The sequence below is a fragment of the Sphingomonas sp. BL2 genome (assembly GCF_056680015.1).
Genome location: NZ_CM155261.1, coordinates 1604382 through 1620958, shown reverse-complemented (window position 1 = coordinate 1620958; position 16577 = coordinate 1604382). Strand labels below are relative to the sequence as shown.

At 65.8% G+C, this 16577-nt stretch carries 16 protein-coding genes; 14 read left to right on the top strand and 2 right to left on the bottom strand.

All coding sequences use genetic code 11. The features are described 5' to 3' along the window. The first annotated feature begins 15 nt into the window (after nucleotides 1-15). Nucleotides 16-465: an SRPBCC family protein gene (locus AC1ME3_RS07525; protein ID WP_480955476.1), complete on the top strand. Its 450-nt coding sequence runs from the start codon at nucleotides 16-18 to the stop codon at nucleotides 463-465. A 64-nt stretch (nucleotides 466-529) separates the two neighbouring features. On the opposite strand, the gene AC1ME3_RS07520 is transcribed toward AC1ME3_RS07525, so the two are convergent. After that, the gene (locus AC1ME3_RS07520) at nucleotides 530-1054 is read right to left on the bottom strand and encodes a J domain-containing protein (protein ID WP_480955475.1); all 525 of its coding nucleotides are present in this window, start codon (nucleotides 1052-1054) and stop codon (nucleotides 530-532) included. 137 nt (nucleotides 1055-1191) lie between these two features. Here AC1ME3_RS07520 and AC1ME3_RS07515 point away from each other — a divergent pair, with 137 nt between their 5' ends. The 6 genes from AC1ME3_RS07515 to AC1ME3_RS07490 all read left to right on the top strand — a co-directional run bounded on the left by AC1ME3_RS07515 (nucleotide 1192) and on the right by AC1ME3_RS07490 (nucleotide 5537). After that, nucleotides 1192-1479, top strand: coding sequence for a BolA family protein (locus AC1ME3_RS07515; protein WP_480955474.1), 288 nt, complete (start codon nucleotides 1192-1194; stop codon nucleotides 1477-1479). Further along, nucleotides 1479-2186 (top strand): glutathione S-transferase, encoded by a 708-nt coding sequence (locus AC1ME3_RS07510; RefSeq protein ID WP_480955473.1) that lies wholly within the window; start codon nucleotides 1479-1481, stop codon nucleotides 2184-2186. Before AC1ME3_RS07515 ends, AC1ME3_RS07510 begins: the two co-directional genes overlap by 1 nt. Nucleotides 2187-2319: 133 nt before the next feature. Further along, nucleotides 2320-2766, top strand: coding sequence for an NUDIX hydrolase (locus AC1ME3_RS07505; RefSeq protein WP_480955472.1), 447 nt, complete (start codon nucleotides 2320-2322; stop codon nucleotides 2764-2766). A 4-nt stretch (nucleotides 2767-2770) separates the two neighbouring features. Beyond that, nucleotides 2771-3670: a pirin family protein gene (locus tag AC1ME3_RS07500; RefSeq protein ID WP_480955471.1), complete on the top strand. Its 900-nt coding sequence runs from the start codon at nucleotides 2771-2773 to the stop codon at nucleotides 3668-3670. 236 nt (nucleotides 3671-3906) lie between these two features. Next, nucleotides 3907-4779, top strand: a complete 873-nt coding sequence (locus tag AC1ME3_RS07495; protein ID WP_480955470.1) for an alpha/beta fold hydrolase — start codon at nucleotides 3907-3909, stop codon at nucleotides 4777-4779. A gap of 278 nt (nucleotides 4780-5057) precedes the next feature. After that, nucleotides 5058-5537 carry an RcnB family protein gene (locus tag AC1ME3_RS07490; RefSeq protein ID WP_107955433.1) on the top strand — a complete coding sequence of 160 codons (480 nt, stop codon included), beginning with the start codon at nucleotides 5058-5060 and terminating at the stop codon, nucleotides 5535-5537. Between the two features lie 61 nt (nucleotides 5538-5598). On the opposite strand, the gene AC1ME3_RS07485 is transcribed toward AC1ME3_RS07490, so the two are convergent. Further along, nucleotides 5599-6699: a DUF2332 domain-containing protein gene (locus AC1ME3_RS07485; RefSeq protein ID WP_480955469.1), complete on the bottom strand. Its 1101-nt coding sequence runs from the start codon at nucleotides 6697-6699 to the stop codon at nucleotides 5599-5601. A 46-nt stretch (nucleotides 6700-6745) separates the two neighbouring features. Here AC1ME3_RS07485 and hisG point away from each other — a divergent pair, with 46 nt between their 5' ends. From hisG to AC1ME3_RS07450, 7 genes are all read left to right on the top strand, one after another. Then, nucleotides 6746-7414 carry an ATP phosphoribosyltransferase gene (hisG, locus tag AC1ME3_RS07480; protein WP_480955468.1) on the top strand — a complete coding sequence of 223 codons (669 nt, stop codon included), beginning with the start codon at nucleotides 6746-6748 and terminating at the stop codon, nucleotides 7412-7414. 130 nt (nucleotides 7415-7544) lie between these two features. After that, on the top strand, nucleotides 7545-8840 hold the full coding sequence (hisD, locus tag AC1ME3_RS07475; protein ID WP_480955467.1) for a histidinol dehydrogenase: 1296 nt from the start codon (nucleotides 7545-7547) through the stop codon (nucleotides 8838-8840). 211 nt (nucleotides 8841-9051) lie between these two features. Beyond that, nucleotides 9052-9507: a transcription antitermination factor NusB gene (gene nusB, locus AC1ME3_RS07470; RefSeq protein WP_056488135.1), complete on the top strand. Its 456-nt coding sequence runs from the start codon at nucleotides 9052-9054 to the stop codon at nucleotides 9505-9507. A 114-nt stretch (nucleotides 9508-9621) separates the two neighbouring features. Next, nucleotides 9622-10515 carry a thiamine-phosphate kinase gene (gene thiL, locus AC1ME3_RS07465; RefSeq protein ID WP_480955466.1) on the top strand — a complete coding sequence of 298 codons (894 nt, stop codon included), beginning with the start codon at nucleotides 9622-9624 and terminating at the stop codon, nucleotides 10513-10515. A gap of 91 nt (nucleotides 10516-10606) precedes the next feature. Continuing rightward, nucleotides 10607-12763: a sodium-translocating pyrophosphatase gene (locus AC1ME3_RS07460; RefSeq protein ID WP_480955465.1), complete on the top strand. Its 2157-nt coding sequence runs from the start codon at nucleotides 10607-10609 to the stop codon at nucleotides 12761-12763. A 243-nt stretch (nucleotides 12764-13006) separates the two neighbouring features. After that, on the top strand, nucleotides 13007-14962 hold the full coding sequence (locus tag AC1ME3_RS07455) for an alpha/beta hydrolase family protein (protein ID WP_480955464.1): 1956 nt from the start codon (nucleotides 13007-13009) through the stop codon (nucleotides 14960-14962). Nucleotides 14963-15064: 102 nt separating this feature from the next. Further along, nucleotides 15065-16549, top strand: a complete 1485-nt coding sequence (locus AC1ME3_RS07450; RefSeq protein WP_480955463.1) for a DNA methyltransferase — start codon at nucleotides 15065-15067, stop codon at nucleotides 16547-16549. Nucleotides 16550-16577: the final 28 nt, after the last annotated feature.

Below are 16577 nucleotides of genomic sequence, written 5' to 3'. Positions count from 1 at the left end.
ACAGGGAGAGACTGAATGACCGACGCGTACGACTTGTCGATCACCCGCCTGATCGATGCCCCCGTCGAGACGGTGTGGCGTGCCTGGACCGAGCATCTCGTCGACTGGTTCTGCCCGCGCCCTTGGACAACCGAAATCGTCGAACTCGACCTGCGCACCGGCGGCCGTTGCGCGCTGATCCTCCGCGGGCCGAACGCCGAGGAAAACGCCATCGAAGGCGTCTATCTCGAGGTGAAGCGATGCTGCCGCATCGTCTCCACCGACGCGTTCACATCGGGCTGGGTGCCGCAAACCCCGTTCATGACGCGCCTCGACGAGTTCTTCGAGGAGGGCGGCAAGACCCGCTACACCGCCACCGCCCGCCACTGGACCGCCGAGGCGCGCGACGGCCACGCGGCGATGGGGTTCGAAACAGGCTGGAACGCGGCTGCCGATCAACTCGAAGAGGTCGTCCGGCGAATATAGGGATGTAGCGACGTCAATTGCCGGCGGGGGGCCTAGTGCGGGTGGCGAACGCAGCGTCGGCGTATCATGCGAAGGCGGCAGCACCCTTCAGGTGCTGATACGCTGCGATCACCTTCTGCAACTCCGACTCATGTGCGCGGTCGCCGCCGTTGCGATCGGGGTGATAGCGGCGGACGAGCTCGCTGTAGCGTTTGCGCAGCGCGGTCCGATCGGTGTCCGTGCCGAGCCCGAGGACGCGTAACGATCCGCGTTCGCCGTCGGACAGCACGCGGCCATCCTTGCGCGCCGCCGCCATCCGCTCGCCGAACCTTGCACCGATCGCATCGATCGGGTCGGCGAAGTCCGCCCATTTCGGCGGGGTGTCGCCGCCGCCATGCGCGAACGCGCGCGTCTCGCGCTCCCAGCCCGCCATCGGCCGCTGCGCATAGTGGATCTCGTCCGCGGTCATGCCGTCGAAGAAATTATAGCCGGAGTTGAACGCGCGAACGTGCTCCAGGCAGAACCAGCGGAACTGCGGCGGGCCGCCGTCGCTCGGTCCTTCAAGCGGTGGCGCGCGGAATTCGCCGGGCTCCTCGCAGTCGCGCCACATGCAGACGCGCCCCGTCCCTTCCACGCGGCCGTGAAACCGTGGACTGGGGCGCTCTTTCCGCTCTTTTCGCCCATCGTTTGTGTATCCGTCGTCCGCCACCGGCTCCCCGCGTGTCCAAAACGGGCTATATAGGGAGCATGACAGACCTCGCCACCGGCTCCGTACAGGACCAGATCACCGCCCGCCTCACCGCGACACTCGCCCCGACGCAGCTGACCGTCGTCAACGAGAGCGGGCTTCACACCGGCCATATGGGCGACGACGGCACCGGCGAGACGCATTTCCGCGTCGAGGTGGAAACGCCGCAGTTCGAAGGGCTTAATCGCGTCGCCCGCCAGCGGCTCGTGAACCAGGCGCTTGCCGAACTGTTGAGCACGAAGATTCACGCGCTCGCCATCAAGGCCCGCGCGCCTGGGGAAATCTGATGGCGTACAAGCTCTGGTACTGGCCCTCACTTCAAGGTCGCGGCGAGTTCGTCCGGCTCGCGCTCGAAGGCGCCGAGATCGCGTATGAGGATTGCGCGCGTGGCGTAGGCGAAGAGGGTTTGCTCGCCGATCTGAACGACCGCACCGGACGGACACCGTTCGCGCCGCCGTATCTGGAACTCGACGGCCTGGTGATCGCGCAGGTCGCCAACATCCTGATGTATCTCGGCGAGCGCCACGGCCTCGCACCGTCGAACATGGCGGACCGGCTGTGGCTCAACCAACTCCAGCTGACGATCGCCGACCTCGTCGCGGAGGTCCACAACGTCCATCATCCGGTCGCGATGATGGACTATTACGACGACCAGAAGCCCGAAGCGGCGCGGGCGGCGAAACAGTTCCGCGAGGCGCGGATGCCGAAGTATCTCGGTCATTTCGAGGATGCGGCGCAGGCCAATACCGGCGACTGGCTGATCGATCACAAGTGGAGCTATGCCGATACGTCGCTGTTCCAGGTGATCGAGGGGCTTCGGTACATGTTCCCGAAGCGGATGAAGACGCTCGAACCCGACTATCCGAATTTGGTCCGGAATCATGATCAGGTCGCGGAACTGCCGGGCATTAAGGCCTATCTGAAAAGCGACCGTCGCCTCGCCTTCAACACCGACGGCATCTTCCGCGCCTATCCGGAACTCGACGCGGTATGATGGTTCTTCGATCCTCCCCCGTCAGGGGGAGGTGGATCGCGCAGCGAGACGGAGGGGGCGGTAAGCGATGACCGGCGTTCCGTGCCCTCCCCCTCCGTCGCCTACGGCGCCACCTCCCCCTGGCGGGGGAGGATTGAAGCGCATCCCGCGCCCGGCCGCGCGCATTCTGCTCGTCGACGCGCAAGACCGCGTGCTGATGTTCCGCTTCACACCCTCCGACCGCCCGCCACTCTGGTGCACGCCCGGAGGCGCGGTCGATCCCGGCGAGAGCTATGCCGCCGCCGCGCGCCGCGAACTGTGGGAAGAAGTCGGCCTCGACATCGACTGCGGCCCCGAAATCGCGCGCCGCGTCGTCGATTTCCGCACCTTCGAAGGCGTCGAGGTCACTGCCGACGAACGCTATTTCCGGATCGACGTCGATACCTGCGAGGTGAAGGCAGGCAATCTCACCGAACAGGAGAAGCAACTGCTCGTCGGTCACCGCTGGTTTTCCCGAAACGACATCGTCGCGCATGACGAAACGCTCTATCCAGCAGACCTGGTCGAACTCCTCGACGCCACGGAACCTGCCAAGGGATAACGCCATGCTCGATAATTTCGTCCTCCAGACCATCCTGCCGTCGACGCATGATCTTGGCGGGTTCAAGGTCCACCGCACGCTGCCGAACAAGGCGCGGACGATGGTCGGTCCGTTCCTGTTCTTCGACCAGATGGGCCCGGCGCATCTGGAAGTGGGCCAGGGCATCGACGTGCGCCCGCATCCGCATATCAACCTGTCGACCGTCACCTATTTGTTCGACGGCGCGATCGACCACCGCGATTCGCTCGGCACGCAGGCGCGGATCGAGCCGGGCGCGGTGAACCTGATGACCGCGGGCCACGGCATCGTCCATTCCGAACGCTCGCCCGGCGACGAGCGTTCTCAGGGGCCGAACCTGTCGGGCATCCAGACCTGGCTAGCGATGCCCGAGGCGGTCGAGGAGATCGACCCGGCATTCGAGCACGTTACCAAGGCGCAACTGCCGACGATCGAGGCGCACGGCGCACGCTCGCGAATCATCATGGGGAGCCTGTGGGGCCAGACCGCGCCGACGACGACCTATTCGGGGACGATCTACGCCGACATCGCGCTCGATCCGGGCGCGAGCGTGCCGATCGATGCCGCGGCCGAGGAGCGCGCGATCTACTTGGCGATGGGCGAGGCGACGCTGGAGGGCGTGAGCCTCGAGCCGCAGGTGCTGTACGTACTGCGGCCCGGTATCTCGGCGACGCTGCGGTCCGCGCATGGTGGCCGCGCGATGCTGTGCGGTGGCGATGCGTTCACGACGCCGCGCCACGTCTGGTGGAACTTCGTCAGCTCGAACCGGGATCGTATCGAACAGGCGAAGCGCGACTGGAATGCGGGGAATTTTCCGAAAGTCCCCGGCGACGAAAAGGAATGGATCGAGATACCGGCGGTGCCGAAGACGGTCAGCTATCCTTGATCTTTCCCCTCCCGCGTGCGGGAGGGGGTAGGGGGTGGGCGCGCGCTGTCGCCGCCCACGTTGTTTGAAACTGGCCGCGAACCCACCCCCGGCCCCTCCCGCGTGCGGGAGGGGAGAACTATCGTCGGCTCTCTTGGCTTAGTCCGCTTGCGGGAGGGGTCGGGGGAGGGCATGTTCCAAGGGCAGCGCGACGGGCAGGCCCTCCCCTGACCTCTCCCGCAAGCGGGAGGGGAATCATGACACTGCAACGCATCGCGTTATCCACGGGCGTCGAACTCGACGTGGCGATCAGCGGAGACCCCGCGAACCCGCCCGTCATCCTGCTGCACGGCTTCCCCGAATCGCATCGGACCTGGCGCGACATCGCCCCTGACCTTGCCCGCGACCATTACGTGATCGCCCCCGACCAACGCGGCTTCGCACGCTCGTCCAAGCTGGAGGGCGTCGACAGCTACACCCCCGACAAGATCGTCGCCGACCTGATCGCGCTTGCCGACCACCTCAAGATCGACCGCTTCACGCTGGTCGGCCACGACTGGGGCGGGGCGGTCGCGTGGATGGCCGCGTTGCGCCACCCCGAGCGCATCGCGAAGCTCGTCATCATCAACGCCCCCCACCCGCTCGTCTTCCAGCGGACGATGTTCGACGACCTCGAACAGCGCGCCGCCAGCCAGTATATCCGCGCCTTCCGCAACCCCGATCTCGAAAAGCATATCGCCGCGATCGATCTGGAAACCTTCTTCGACACCAGTTTTTCGAAACACGCCGATCTTGCCGCGATGGCCGACGACAAGGCCGCCTATCTCGACGAATGGGGCCAGCCCGGCGCGATCACCGGCATGCTCAACTGGTACCGCGCGAGCGCCATCGTCGTGCCCGAAATGGAGGAGACCCCGCCCCGACCCGCGTTCCTCGACGCGCCGTTCCCGCCAACCAGGATGCCGGTGCTGGTGATCTGGGGGATGCAGGACAGCGCGCTGCTGCCGAGCCAGCTCGACCTCGCCGAGTATGTGCCCGACCTCACGATCGAGAAGATCGACGCGGGGCATTTCGTGCCGTGGCAAAAGCCCGACTCGGTGATCGTCGCGATGCGCCGCTGGGGCATCTGAGCACTCTTCCAATCCTCCCCCGCAAGGGGGAGGTGGCGCCGAAGGCGTCGGAGGGGGAGGACGCGGAACAGAGGTTCCCCTAACCGCCCCCTCCGTCTGGCAAGCGCCAGCCACCTCCCCCTGGCGGGGGAGGATCAAGACATTGCCGCTGATGCGTACTCGTTCCGAACCTTCGCCACCTGTCTGTTTCCTGACCACCGCATTCTGCGATCGTTCAGCGGCCGGGGAGCAAAACCCTTTCCATGCCGTTGATCCGGCGTCGAAACAGGAGAGCAATCATGCGTAAGATGATCCTCGCGGCCGTAGCCGCCGCCACCCTCGTCCCCACCTTCGCGACCGCGCAGAGCTATGGCGAAGTCCGTCGCGACCAGCGCGAAATCCGCGAGAGCCGTCGCGACCTCGATCGTGCACGCCGCTACGGCGACCGCGGCGATGTCCGCGAAGCCCGCCAGGAGCTGCGCGAAGACCGCCGCGAGGCGCGCGAGGATTGGCGCGATTATCGGCGCACGCATGGCAACCTCTATCGTCGTCCGGCCTATGCCGGCCCGCGCGGCTATCGCTATCGCCCTGTCAGCGTCGGATACCGGTTCGCGCCGGAATATTATGGCCGCAACTACTGGGTGAACGACTACCAGACCTACCGCCTGTCGCGCCCGGCCTACGGCTATCAGCGCTGGGTCCGCTACGGCCGCGACGTCGTCCTGGTCGACACGCGCTCCGGCCGCGTCGTGCAGGTCAACAACGGCTTCTTCTACTAAGACCTTCTACCAAGTTTGGGCGGCCCGGGAGCGATCCCGGGCCGCACTCGTATCCGGCGCCTCAGTCCTTCTCGTACGCTCCACGTCGCATGACATAATCGCGCGTCTCGTACGGCGGCGACAATCCCTCGACCCAGGCGCCATGCGCGTGCGTCAGCGCGACCAGCTCCATCGCCCGATCGCCCGGCCAACCGCGGACACGAACTTCGTGCCGGTGAAGGTCGCGGTTCGGCTCCATCATCACCCAGCCGAGTGGCCTTTCAACCGTCGCCCGCGCGCCTGCCGCCTCCATCGCGATCCGGATCCGCTCGCGTGAGGTCGCCGGCAGATACTGCCACACCACCGAATGCATCAGCACGCGCGTGACGCCTTCGGGCTGCGGCTCGGCCAATTGCGCTTCGACCCAGTCGGCTGCATCGCCTTCGACCAGATCGACGCCGCCCTCGCGCACCATCGCGATCGCCGCCGCCAGCCGCGCCTGTCGCTCAACCGCATCGACCCAGACATACGCCTCGAGCCGCACCGCCGCGACCGGATCGGCGACGTCCACCGGGTGGATATCGACGCCGCGTGTCGACTCGATCTCGACGGGCGCGCTTGGCGGCGGCGCGCCCCGCCATTCGGGCCGGATCGTCACTGGCGATGTATCCGGCCCGACGGTGACGGCGCCAAGGTCGAACCGATAGCGATCGATCAGCAGGTTCAGTCCCGCGCTCGATCCGATCTCCAGCACCTCGAACCGCGGCCCGTACCGTTCGGCCAGATGCAATATGCCGGTCATCATGCCTGCCGACCGCGCCGCCTCGTTGGTCTGCGGCGGTCCGTCGAGCCACGGCAGCAATGCGGCATCGCGCGCGACGAGCGTTCCCTTCAACGTTGCCGACACACGCGATGGATCGGTCTCCGCACCGGAGAATACGGCAGAAAGCGCCGGATCGAGGTCCGCGCGGTGGAGCGCATGCAACCCGCCGACCAGCCGCAACGCCAGCGCATCCGCGACCGGTTCGCCCGGCCAGTCGAGCACCCGCCGCCCCGTCTGGCTGTCACGATCGAGCGCCTCCGCCAGCGCGGTACAGACACGAGCCGTGATGGGCGCGTCCATCGCGGTGCAATAGCCCGCCTGGATGTCGAACGCCGCACGGTTAGCCGGTTCATTTGCCATGCACAGGTTGTTGCACCCGCCAAGCCCCCCCCGTAAAGCCCGGCGCGTGCCAGACTCCCAGATCATTATCGCCGTCCCCAAGGGACGTATCCTCGCCGAGGCCCTGCCGCTGCTCGCGCGCGCCGGGGTGCATCCCGAAGCGTCCTTCTCCGACGAGAATTCACGTGCGTTGCGGTTCGCGACCAACGATCCGGCGATTTCGCTGATCCGGGTGCGCGCGTTCGACGTTGCCACTTTCGTTGCGCACGGTGCGGCGCAGTTGGGGATCGTCGGGTCGGACGTAATTGCGGAGTTCGGCTATTCGGAGCTTTACGCGCCGGTCGACCTCGGCATCGGGCATTGCCGGTTGTCGGTCGCCGAGCCCGCCGAGATGGCGGCGCAGGATGATCCGCGCGGCTGGAGCCACGTTCGCGTCGCGACCAAATACCCGCATGTGACGGCGGCGCATTTCGCAGGCCGAGGCGTGCAGGCGGAGTGCGTGAAGCTCAATGGCGCGATGGAGTTGGCGCCGACCTTGGGATTGGCGCCGCGGATCGTCGATCTCGTATCGTCCGGCCGCACGCTGCTGGAAAACGGCCTGGTCGAGGTCGAGACGATAATGGAGGTCACTAGCCGCCTCGTGGTCAACCGCGCCGCGATGAAGACGCGTGCTCGGGTGGTGCCGCTGGTCGAGGCCTTCCGTCGTGCTGTCGAAGCGCAGGAAATCGCGGCATGAGCGCGCTATTCTGCTCCCCTTCCCGTATGCGGGAAGGGGCCGGGCGTTGGGCTGGCGCTATCCTCCACTGTGATGACCGCGGTGAGCGCGTGCCCACCCCCAGCCCCTCCCGCATGCGGGAGGGGGGCAAGTGATCCGCCTTTCTACCACCGACGCGGACTTCGCGACCCGCTTCACCGCGCTTGTCGAGGACCGTCGAGAGTCCGACGCAGGCGTTACGCAGGACGTCGCCGCGATCATCACTGCAGTCCGCCGCAACGGTGAGACCGCGCTCCGCGACCTCACGCAGAAGCACGACCGCCACGATCTCGAGACCACCGGCTGGCAGATCAACGCCGCCGACTGCAAGGCCGCGTTCGACGCGCTCGATCCCGAGCTGCGCACCGCGCTCGAACTCGCCGCGACCCGCATCCGCGCGTATCACGAGAAGCAGCGACCGCTCGACAGCGACTCGGTCGACTCCGCGGGCGTGAGGCTCGGCGCACGTTGGCTGCCCGTCGACGCCGCCGGCATCTACGTCCCCGGTGGACGCGCCGCCTACCCCTCGTCGCTGCTCATGAACGCAATCCCCGCCAAGGTTGCGGGCGTCGACCGTCTCGCAATGGTCACGCCGACACCGGATGGCCAGATCAACCCGCTGGTCCTCGCCGCCGCGCACCTTGCGGGTGTCGATGAAGTCTGGCGAGTCGGCGGCGCGCAGGCGGTCGCGGCGCTAGCCTATGGCGCGGGCCGGATCGAGCCGGTCGACGTCATCACCGGCCCCGGCAACGCCTGGGTCGCCGAGGCCAAGCGCCAGGTCTACGGCGTCGTCGGCATCGACATGGTCGCGGGGCCCTCCGAAATCGTCGTCGTCGCGGACGCGCTCAACGACCCCGAATGGACCGCCGCCGACCTGCTCAGTCAGGCCGAGCACGACGTCACTACTCAGTCGATCCTGTTCACCGACGATGCGGCGTTCGCCGACAAGGTGGCAGAGGCCGTGGATCGCCAGTTGCGCGACCTCGCCACCGAAGCCGTTGCGCGCGTCGCGTGGGACACCAACGGCGCGATCGTCGTCGTCGACACGCTGGCGGACGCGATCCCGCTGGTCGACCGCCTCGCTGCCGAGCATCTCCAGCTGGCGATCCCCGACCCGCAAGGTTTCTTCGACCGGATCCGTCACGCCGGCTCGGTGTTCCTCGGCCGCTACACGCCGGAAGCGATCGGCGATTACGTCGCGGGTCCCAACCACGTCCTCCCTACCGGCCGCCGAGCGCGGTTTGCGAGTGGACTGTCGGTGCTCGACTTCATGAAGCGTACCAGCTTCCTCGCGTTGGACGAAGCTGCGCTGCGCGAACTCGGCCCAGCCACGGTCGCGCTGGCCAATGCCGAGGGACTGCCTGCACATGCGAAATCGGTCGCGTTGAGGCTGCGGCTGAACAGCTAGAGTTGTTCACGCGAAGGCGCAAAGGCGCGAAGATTGTGCGCTTTCCGTGTGGCGGCTGTTTCACGACGCCAAATACCATTGTGCAGCGGCTGCGCCGCAGGGCGACATCTTCGCGCCTTTGCGCCTTCGCGTGAACAAACTCTTCTCTGCCAACGCGCCCGAAACGCAAAGGGCTGACACACACGCCCCCCGCGCCTACAGGCAACCGCTTATGACTCGAACCGCCCCCCGCACCAAGGCGCGTGCCGCCGCTCGCCTCGCCGCCGTCCAGGCGACTTACCAGCACGAGATGGAGGGCACCGCGATGCCCGTCCTGCTCAATGAATTCCACCAGCACCGCCTCGGCGCGACGATCGAAGACGTCGAATATGCCGAGGCGGACGTCGACTTCTTCGACGACCTGGTGACCGGCGCCAACGCGCGTGCCGGGGAGATCGACGTGCTGATCGAGGGCAAGCTGGCCAAGGGCTGGACGCTCGCGCGGCTCGACAAGCCGATGAAGGCGATCATCCGTGTCGGCACGTATGAACTGCTTGCGCGCAAGGACGTGCCGGTCGCCGCGGTGATCAGCGAATATGTCGATGTCGCGCATGCATTCTACGACAAGCGGGAGTCGGGGTTCGTGAACGGGTTGCTTGACGGTATCGCCAAGGAAGTGCGGGCCTGACGAACTCCCTCTCCCCTCCGGGGAGAGGGTCGGGGTGAGGGGCTGCCAAGCAGTGCAGCGCCTGGGACAGCCCCTCACCCCAGCCCTCTCCCCGGAGGGGAGAGGGAGCGGAGAATGACCGAAGCCGAGTTTATTGCCGCTCTCCGCCGGCTCCCGCTGCACGCAGCGGCGCGTGGTCTCGACGACGATACCGCGTTGCTTGACGCAGGTCCGCTCGTAGTCACTACGGACACGATGGTCGAAGGCGTACACTTCCTCCCGACCGACCCCGCGAAGGACGTCGCATGGAAGCTGGTCGCCACCAACCTCTCCGATCTCGCGGCGAAGGGTGCGAAGCCTGAAGGCATCCTTCTCAACTACCCGCTTGGCGACGATGCGTGGGACCGCGCGTTTCTCGAAGGGCTCGCACAAGTCCTGACCGACTTCGACACGCCGATCATCGGTGGCGACACCGTGACGCTGCCCCCGAACGCCCCCCGCGTCCTGACCGTCACCGCGTTCGGCAGCGATGCCGCTGCCCCTGCCCGAGACGGTGCACGGGTAGGCGACGCGCTCTACGTGACCGGCACGATCGGCGACGCGGGCGCGGGGCTAGCCATCGCACTCGGTGCACAAGGCCCCGCGGAACTGCTCGCCGCATACCGGCGCCCGCAGCCACGGCTCGGCGACGGCCGCATCCTCGGTCCTCAGGTCCATGCGATGATGGACGTATCCGACGGGCTGCTCATCGACGCGTCCCGCATGGCGCTCGCCAGTGGCCTCGCCGTCAGCATCGACCTCGCGCGCATTCCCCTCTCCAACGCCTATCGCGCGTTCTCCGGCGACCGGCTTGCCGCAGCCACCGCGGGCGACGACTACCAACTGCTTTTTGCTGCACCGCAAGGTTTCGTTACCGACGCCGCGCGGATCGGCGCATTCTCGGCCGGCTCGGGACTTACCCTCCACGACTCCGGAAAACCCGTCCTGCTCCCGCCAAGTCTAGGCTACGAACACAACCCGATCGGATAACTTGCGCAATGCCCCTGCACTGATAAGTTCCTTACATCGGGACTCGGCAAAGCCGGGACCGGAGAGGACCTGACAAGAGGGATAGCGCCGTATGACGACCGTCTATTTGGCCATGATCTGCGGCGTCATCGCCGTCCTATATGGTTTCGTCACCAGTCGACAGGTGCTCGCGGCCTCCCCCGGCAACGAGAAGATGCAGGATATCGCCGCCGCGATCCAGGAAGGCGCGAAGGCGTATCTCGGGCGGCAATATACCACGATCGCGATCGTCGGTGTCATCGTCGTGGCGATCCTGCTGCTCACGCTCGGCTATATCTCCACCATCGGCTTCGTCATCGGCGCGGTCCTGTCGGGCGTCGCCGGCTATGTCGGCATGAACATCTCGGTCCGCGCCAACGTCCGCACCGCAGAGGCCGCACGCACATCGCTGCAGGCGGGGCTGACGATGGCGTTCCGATCGGGCGCCGTGACCGGCATGCTCGTGGCGGGTCTCGGCCTGCTGGCGATCAGCGCGTTCTTCTGGTACCTCACCGGACCTGCGGGTCATGCGCCCAACGACCGGATCATCGTCGAGGCACTCACCGCGCTCGCGTTCGGCGCCTCGCTGATTTCGATCTTCGCGCGATTGGGCGGCGGCATCTTCACCAAGGCGGCGGACGTCGGCGCGGATCTGGTCGGCAAGGTCGAGGCCGGCATTCCCGAGGACGACCCCCGCAATCCCGCGGTGATCGCGGACAATGTCGGCGACAACGTCGGCGACTGCGCGGGCATGGCGGCCGATCTGTTCGAGACCTACGTCGTCACGCTGGGTGTCACGATGATCTCGATCGCGCTGCTGATCCAGGCGAGCGGCGCCGAACTGATGCGGCTGATGACTCTCCCGCTGCTCGTCGGCGGGGTGTGCATCGTCACCTCGATCATCGGCACCTACATGGTGCGACTTGGCAAGGGCTCGATCATGGGGGCCCTCTACAAGGGCTTTTTCACCTCGACGATCCTGTCGATCCCGGCGATCTATCTCGCCACGCAGTACGTGCTCGGCGACCTCCACCGCGTGATCGGCGGCGCAGGCTTCCTCGATCCCGCGACCGACGATCTCACGACGCAGGCCGCACCGTCGCTGACGCAGAGCTTCACCGGCATGGACCTGTTCTGGTCGATGATGATCGGCCTCGTCGTGACCGGACTGATCGTCTGGATCACCGAATATTACACGGGCACCAACCACCGGCCGGTCCAGTCGATCGCCAAGGCCTCCGAGACCGGCCACGGCACCAACGTCATCCAGGGCCTGGCGATCAGCCTCGAATCCACCGCGCTGCCGACGCTGGTCATCGTCGTCGCGGTCATTGTCGCGTACCAGCTGGCCGGGATCATCGGCATCGCGTTTGCGGCAACGGCGATGCTCGCGCAGGCCGGCATGGTCGTTGCGCTCGATGCCTATGGCCCCGTCACCGACAACGCAGGCGGGATCGCCGAGATGGCCGGCCTCCCCGACGATGTTCGCCAGCGCACCGATGCGCTCGACGCTGTCGGTAACACCACCAAGGCGGTCACCAAGGGATATGCGATCGGCTCGGCCGGACTCGCCGCGCTGGTGCTGTTCGGCGCCTACACTACCGATCTCGCGACGTATTTCCCCGACGTCACGGTCGATTTCAGCCTCTCCAACCCGTACGTCATCGTCGGCCTGTTGCTGGGTGCGCTGCTCCCGTATCTGTTCGGGGCCTTCGGCATGACCGCCGTCGGTCGCGCAGCCGGCGCCGTCGTCGAGGAAGTCCGCGAGCAGTTCCGCAACAACCCGGGCATCATGCTCGGCACCAGCCGTCCCGACTATGCGCGGACGGTCGACCTCGTGACCAAAGCGGCGATCCGCGAGATGATCGTGCCCTCGCTGCTGCCGGTGCTGTCACCACTTGCCGTATATTTCATCATCACCGCGGTTGCTGGCCAAGCCGCCGGCTTCGCGTCGCTCGGCGCGATGTTGCTGGGCGTGATCGTCTCCGGGCTGTTCGTCGCGATCTCGATGACGAGCGGGGGCGGCGCCTGGGACAACGCCAAGAAGTACATCGAGGACGGTAACCACGGCGGCAAGGGCTCAGAGGCGCACAAGGCCGCGATCACCGGCGACACCGTCGGCGACCCTTACAAGGACACGGCAGGCCCCGCGGTGAACCCAATGATCAAGATCACGAACATCGTCGCACTGCTGCTGCTCGCGGCTCTGGCCGGCGGCGGAGTGGGGTAAAGCTGAACAGGATCGCCGATCGGCCAGTTACGCTGGCCGCTCTGCGATCCATTCCCTGCCCGGTGCCTCAATATTTGCCATCCATTCCCGCGCGATAACAAGGCAGTGCGCCGCGTGCGGAATTTCCGCTCAGTCCGATCGATCTCGGCGGTGCACTGATCCGCTGCAGCCTCCTCTTGTGCCGGCTACCGAACGCGATACTCTGCGCAAACGGTCGTTGGGGAATGGCCGGGGGGACTGATAATGACGTGGCGTATGAGCCTGCTGGCCGGTGCAATGATACCGACGATCGCGGTCGCGCAGACCGCGCCGCCGCCCGCCTTCGCGCCGAAGGCGATCGCCACGCTCTCGGACCGGGTGCCGGTCGAAACCTTTGCCAAACTGCCCGGCATCGCCAATCCGAAGCTCTCTCCTGATGGCAGGCGTATCGCCGCAAAGATGGCGATCGACGGCGTCCAGGTGCTGGTCGTCGCGCCGCTGTTCCCCGGTGGCAAGCTTGCCGCGATCAAGGTCGGGGCGACGGTCGACATCAACTGGTGGCGCTGGGTCGGTGACGACTGGCTCGCGGTCGGCATCGGATCGCAGGACATGCTGTACGGCGAGGAGATCTACGTCACGCGCACACTGGGCGTCAAAGCCGACATGACCAAGATCAACCGGATCGACTGGAAGAATTCGGGCGTCCGCGCGGACGAAATCCTGTGGGCGGCGCGCGACGGCACGCCGCGTGTCCTGCTGTCGCGCCAGACCGGGATCGAAAGCGAAAGCCAATGGTATCCCTCAGTCTCCGAGGTGGATCTCTCGACCGGCAAGACCAAGACCGTCGCCGGCAGCCAGACGAACGTCTTCGACTGGTATGCGGATGGCGCGGGCGTCGTCCGGATGGGCTATCGGTACGAGGACGACACCCGCAAGGGCTCGCTTCTGTATCGCAGCGCCAATCGCGATCCGTTCAAGGTGATCGCATCGGCCCGCGGCAAGCAGGATATCGTCATCCCGGTGACGTTTCGCGCCGACGGCACGGCCATCGCGACGGACGATTCCGGCGGTCGCGATGAGGTGTTCGAGGTGTCGCTGCCCGACCTGAAGCTGGGCAAGAAGCTGTACGGCACGGATAGCTACGACGTCGATGGCGTGGTCGAGAACGCGACCGGCGACGACATCGACGGCATCACCGTCACCGATCGCTTCGGCCATACCATCTGGCTGAACCCCAAGCTGAAGGAAATCCAGGACGCGGTCGACAAGGCGGTCGGCGAGCGTCGCGCGCGCATCGTCTCGTGGGATCGCACCCGGTCGAAGTTCCTGGTGCAGGTCGGCTCGCCATCGCAGGCGGGCGCGCTGTATTTCTACGACCCCGCGAACGGATCGATGCAGCGCTATTCGTGGCAGAACAGCGACCTCAAGGCGCGGACATTGTCGCCGGTGTCGACGATCCGGTACAAGGCACGCGACGGCGTCGAGATCGAGGCGTTGCTAACGCTGCCGCGCGGACATAGCGCGAAGAACCTGCCGCTGATCGTGTTGCCGCACGGCGGTCCGTTCGCACGCGATTCGGAAGATTGGGACTGGTGGACTCAGTATCTGGCGGAAAGCGGCTATGCCGTCGTCCAGCCCAATTACCGCGGGTCGTCGGGGTATGGCACCAGTTTCGCCAAGCTCGGCGAGGGGCAATGGGGCCTGAAGATGCAGGACGATCTCGACGATGCGATCACGCATCTGGCCAAGCAGGGCATCGCCGATCCGAAGCGCGTCTGCATGGCCGGCGCATCCTATGGTGGCTATGCAGCGATGCGCGCGGCGCAGCGGAACGGCACCGGCGATACGGCGCCCTATCGGTGCGCGATCTCCTATGCCGGCGTGTCCGATCTGCAGGCGATGCAGCGCTATGACGGCAAGTTCCTGTACGGCAAGACGCGTGGTGACTGGCTGAAGAAGCAGGCGCCCGATTATCGCAGCGTCTCGCCGCGCTTCGGTGCGCAGACCTTCTCGATCCCGATCCTGATGCTGCACGGCAAGGAGGACAAGCGCGTGCCCGTGAAGCAATCGCGAATGATGGCAGCGGCACTGAAGGAGGCGGGCAAGCCGTTTGAGTATATCGAACAACCGCTCAGCGATCATCATTTCACGCGCGGTGAGGACAGACTCGAGTTCCTGAAGGCAATGGGCGCATTCCTGACCAAGTATAATCCAGCATAACGCACGGATACTGTCCGCCAAAACTCCATAACGGAGCATATACGCCGACTGTGGATGCAACTTGTTTGGACGAACGCAGTTTTGTCTCCGCATCATCACCGAATGCGGAACCGTCCTGAGAATCACCTCTTCTACGGCGACAACCTCGCCGTGCTGCGCAAGGAGATCGCCGACGAGAGCGTCGACCTGATCTACCTCGACCCGCCGTTCAATTCGAACGCGAACTACGGCATCCTGTTCAAGGAACCCGACGGCAAATCGTCGAACGCGCAGATCGAGGCGTTCGAAGACACCTGGCACTGGAACGAGACCGCGGAGGATGCCTTCGACCAGGTTGCGCGGAGCGGTAGCACCAAGGCGTTCGACCTACTGAACGCGATGCGAGGCTTCCTCGGCGACAACGACATGATGGCCTATCTGGCGATGATGGCCGTGCGGCTGCTCGAGTTGCACCGCGTGCTGAAGCCGACCGGCAGTCTGTATCTCCACTGCGATCCGACCGCGAGCCATTACCTGAAGCTCCTGCTCGACGCGATCTTCGGCAAGCGCCAGATCGCGAACGAGATCGTCTGGTGTTACCGGCGCTACACCGCGGCCAGCAACCGGTTCCAGCGGCTCCACGACACATTGCTGTTCTACGGCAAGACCGACCAGCGGCGCTTCAACGACATCCGCATTCCGTATGGCGAGACCTCTGGCAAGAAGGACTCGCACTATCGCCAGGACGGCGACGGCCGCTGGTTCAGATGGCAGAAGCGCAAGGACGCCGAACCCTATCGTATCTATCTCGCGGACGGAGTCAGGCTGGGCGACTGGTGGGACATTCCGATCATCAATGCGTCGTCGAAGGAACGTCTGGGGTATCCGACGCAGAAGCCGTCCGCGTTGCTCGAACGGATCATCGCCGCGTCGTCGAACGAAGGCGACGTCGTGCTTGATCCGTTCTGCGGCTGCGGCACCGCGGTGCATGCGGCCGAAAAGCTCAAGCGGCAATGGATCGGGATCGACGTCACGCATCTCGCCATTTCGCTGATCGAGAAGCGCATGAAGGACGCGTTTCCCGCCGTCACCTTTACCGTCGAGGGTACGCCGAAGGATCTCGCCTCCGCCTATGATCTTGCGCTGCGTGACAAATACCAGTTCCAGTGGTGGGCCGTCTCGATGGTTGACGCGCTGCCATACGGCGGCCGGAAGAAGGGCGCGGATGGCGGGATCGACGGGCTGATCTACTTCAACGATCACGACCAGGCGTCGGGCAAGATGGTGACGCACCGCGCGATCGTGTCGGTGAAGGGCGGCCTCAATCCCGACACTGCGATGGTCGAGACGCTCGCCGCGACGATCGCGCGCGAGAAGGCGCCGATCGGCATCCTCATCATGAACGCCAAGCCGACGCGCGAGATGGAGCGCCGCGCCGCTGCGGTCGGCATCTACCGCGCGGGCGTCGACGAGGCGTTTCCGAAGCTTCAGATCCTGACGCTCGCGGATCTGTTTCAGGGCAAGCGACCGCGCATCCCCAACGTCGACCGCGCTGCCTTCCGGCGTGCCGCGCGCGAGGCGACCGCGCTTCAACCGAGCCTGTTGTGATAGCGCCCCAGTCTGTCGCTCTTGTTCA

Excerpts from the sequence above, each read along its gene's own strand:
- AC1ME3_RS07525 (WP_480955476.1), top strand. The coding sequence starts at position 16 with ATGACCGACGCGTACGACTTGTCGATCACCCGCCTGATCGATGCCCCC.
- AC1ME3_RS07520 (WP_480955475.1), bottom strand. The coding sequence starts at position 1,054 with ATGTGGCGCGACTGCGAGGAGCCCGGCGAATTCCGCGCGCCACCGCTT.
- AC1ME3_RS07515 (WP_480955474.1), top strand. The coding sequence starts at position 1,192 with ATGACAGACCTCGCCACCGGCTCCGTACAGGACCAGATCACCGCCCGC.
- AC1ME3_RS07510 (WP_480955473.1), top strand. The coding sequence starts at position 1,479 with ATGGCGTACAAGCTCTGGTACTGGCCCTCACTTCAAGGTCGCGGCGAG.
- AC1ME3_RS07500 (WP_480955471.1), top strand. The coding sequence starts at position 2,771 with ATGCTCGATAATTTCGTCCTCCAGACCATCCTGCCGTCGACGCATGAT.
- AC1ME3_RS07495 (WP_480955470.1), top strand. The coding sequence starts at position 3,907 with ATGACACTGCAACGCATCGCGTTATCCACGGGCGTCGAACTCGACGTG.
- AC1ME3_RS07490 (WP_107955433.1), top strand. The coding sequence starts at position 5,058 with ATGCGTAAGATGATCCTCGCGGCCGTAGCCGCCGCCACCCTCGTCCCC.
- AC1ME3_RS07485 (WP_480955469.1), bottom strand. The coding sequence starts at position 6,699 with ATGGCAAATGAACCGGCTAACCGTGCGGCGTTCGACATCCAGGCGGGC.
- nusB (WP_056488135.1), top strand. The coding sequence starts at position 9,052 with ATGACTCGAACCGCCCCCCGCACCAAGGCGCGTGCCGCCGCTCGCCTC.
- thiL (WP_480955466.1), top strand. The coding sequence starts at position 9,622 with ATGACCGAAGCCGAGTTTATTGCCGCTCTCCGCCGGCTCCCGCTGCAC.
- AC1ME3_RS07460 (WP_480955465.1), top strand. The coding sequence starts at position 10,607 with ATGACGACCGTCTATTTGGCCATGATCTGCGGCGTCATCGCCGTCCTA.
- AC1ME3_RS07455 (WP_480955464.1), top strand. The coding sequence starts at position 13,007 with ATGACGTGGCGTATGAGCCTGCTGGCCGGTGCAATGATACCGACGATC.
- AC1ME3_RS07450 (WP_480955463.1), top strand. The coding sequence starts at position 15,065 with ATGCGGAACCGTCCTGAGAATCACCTCTTCTACGGCGACAACCTCGCC.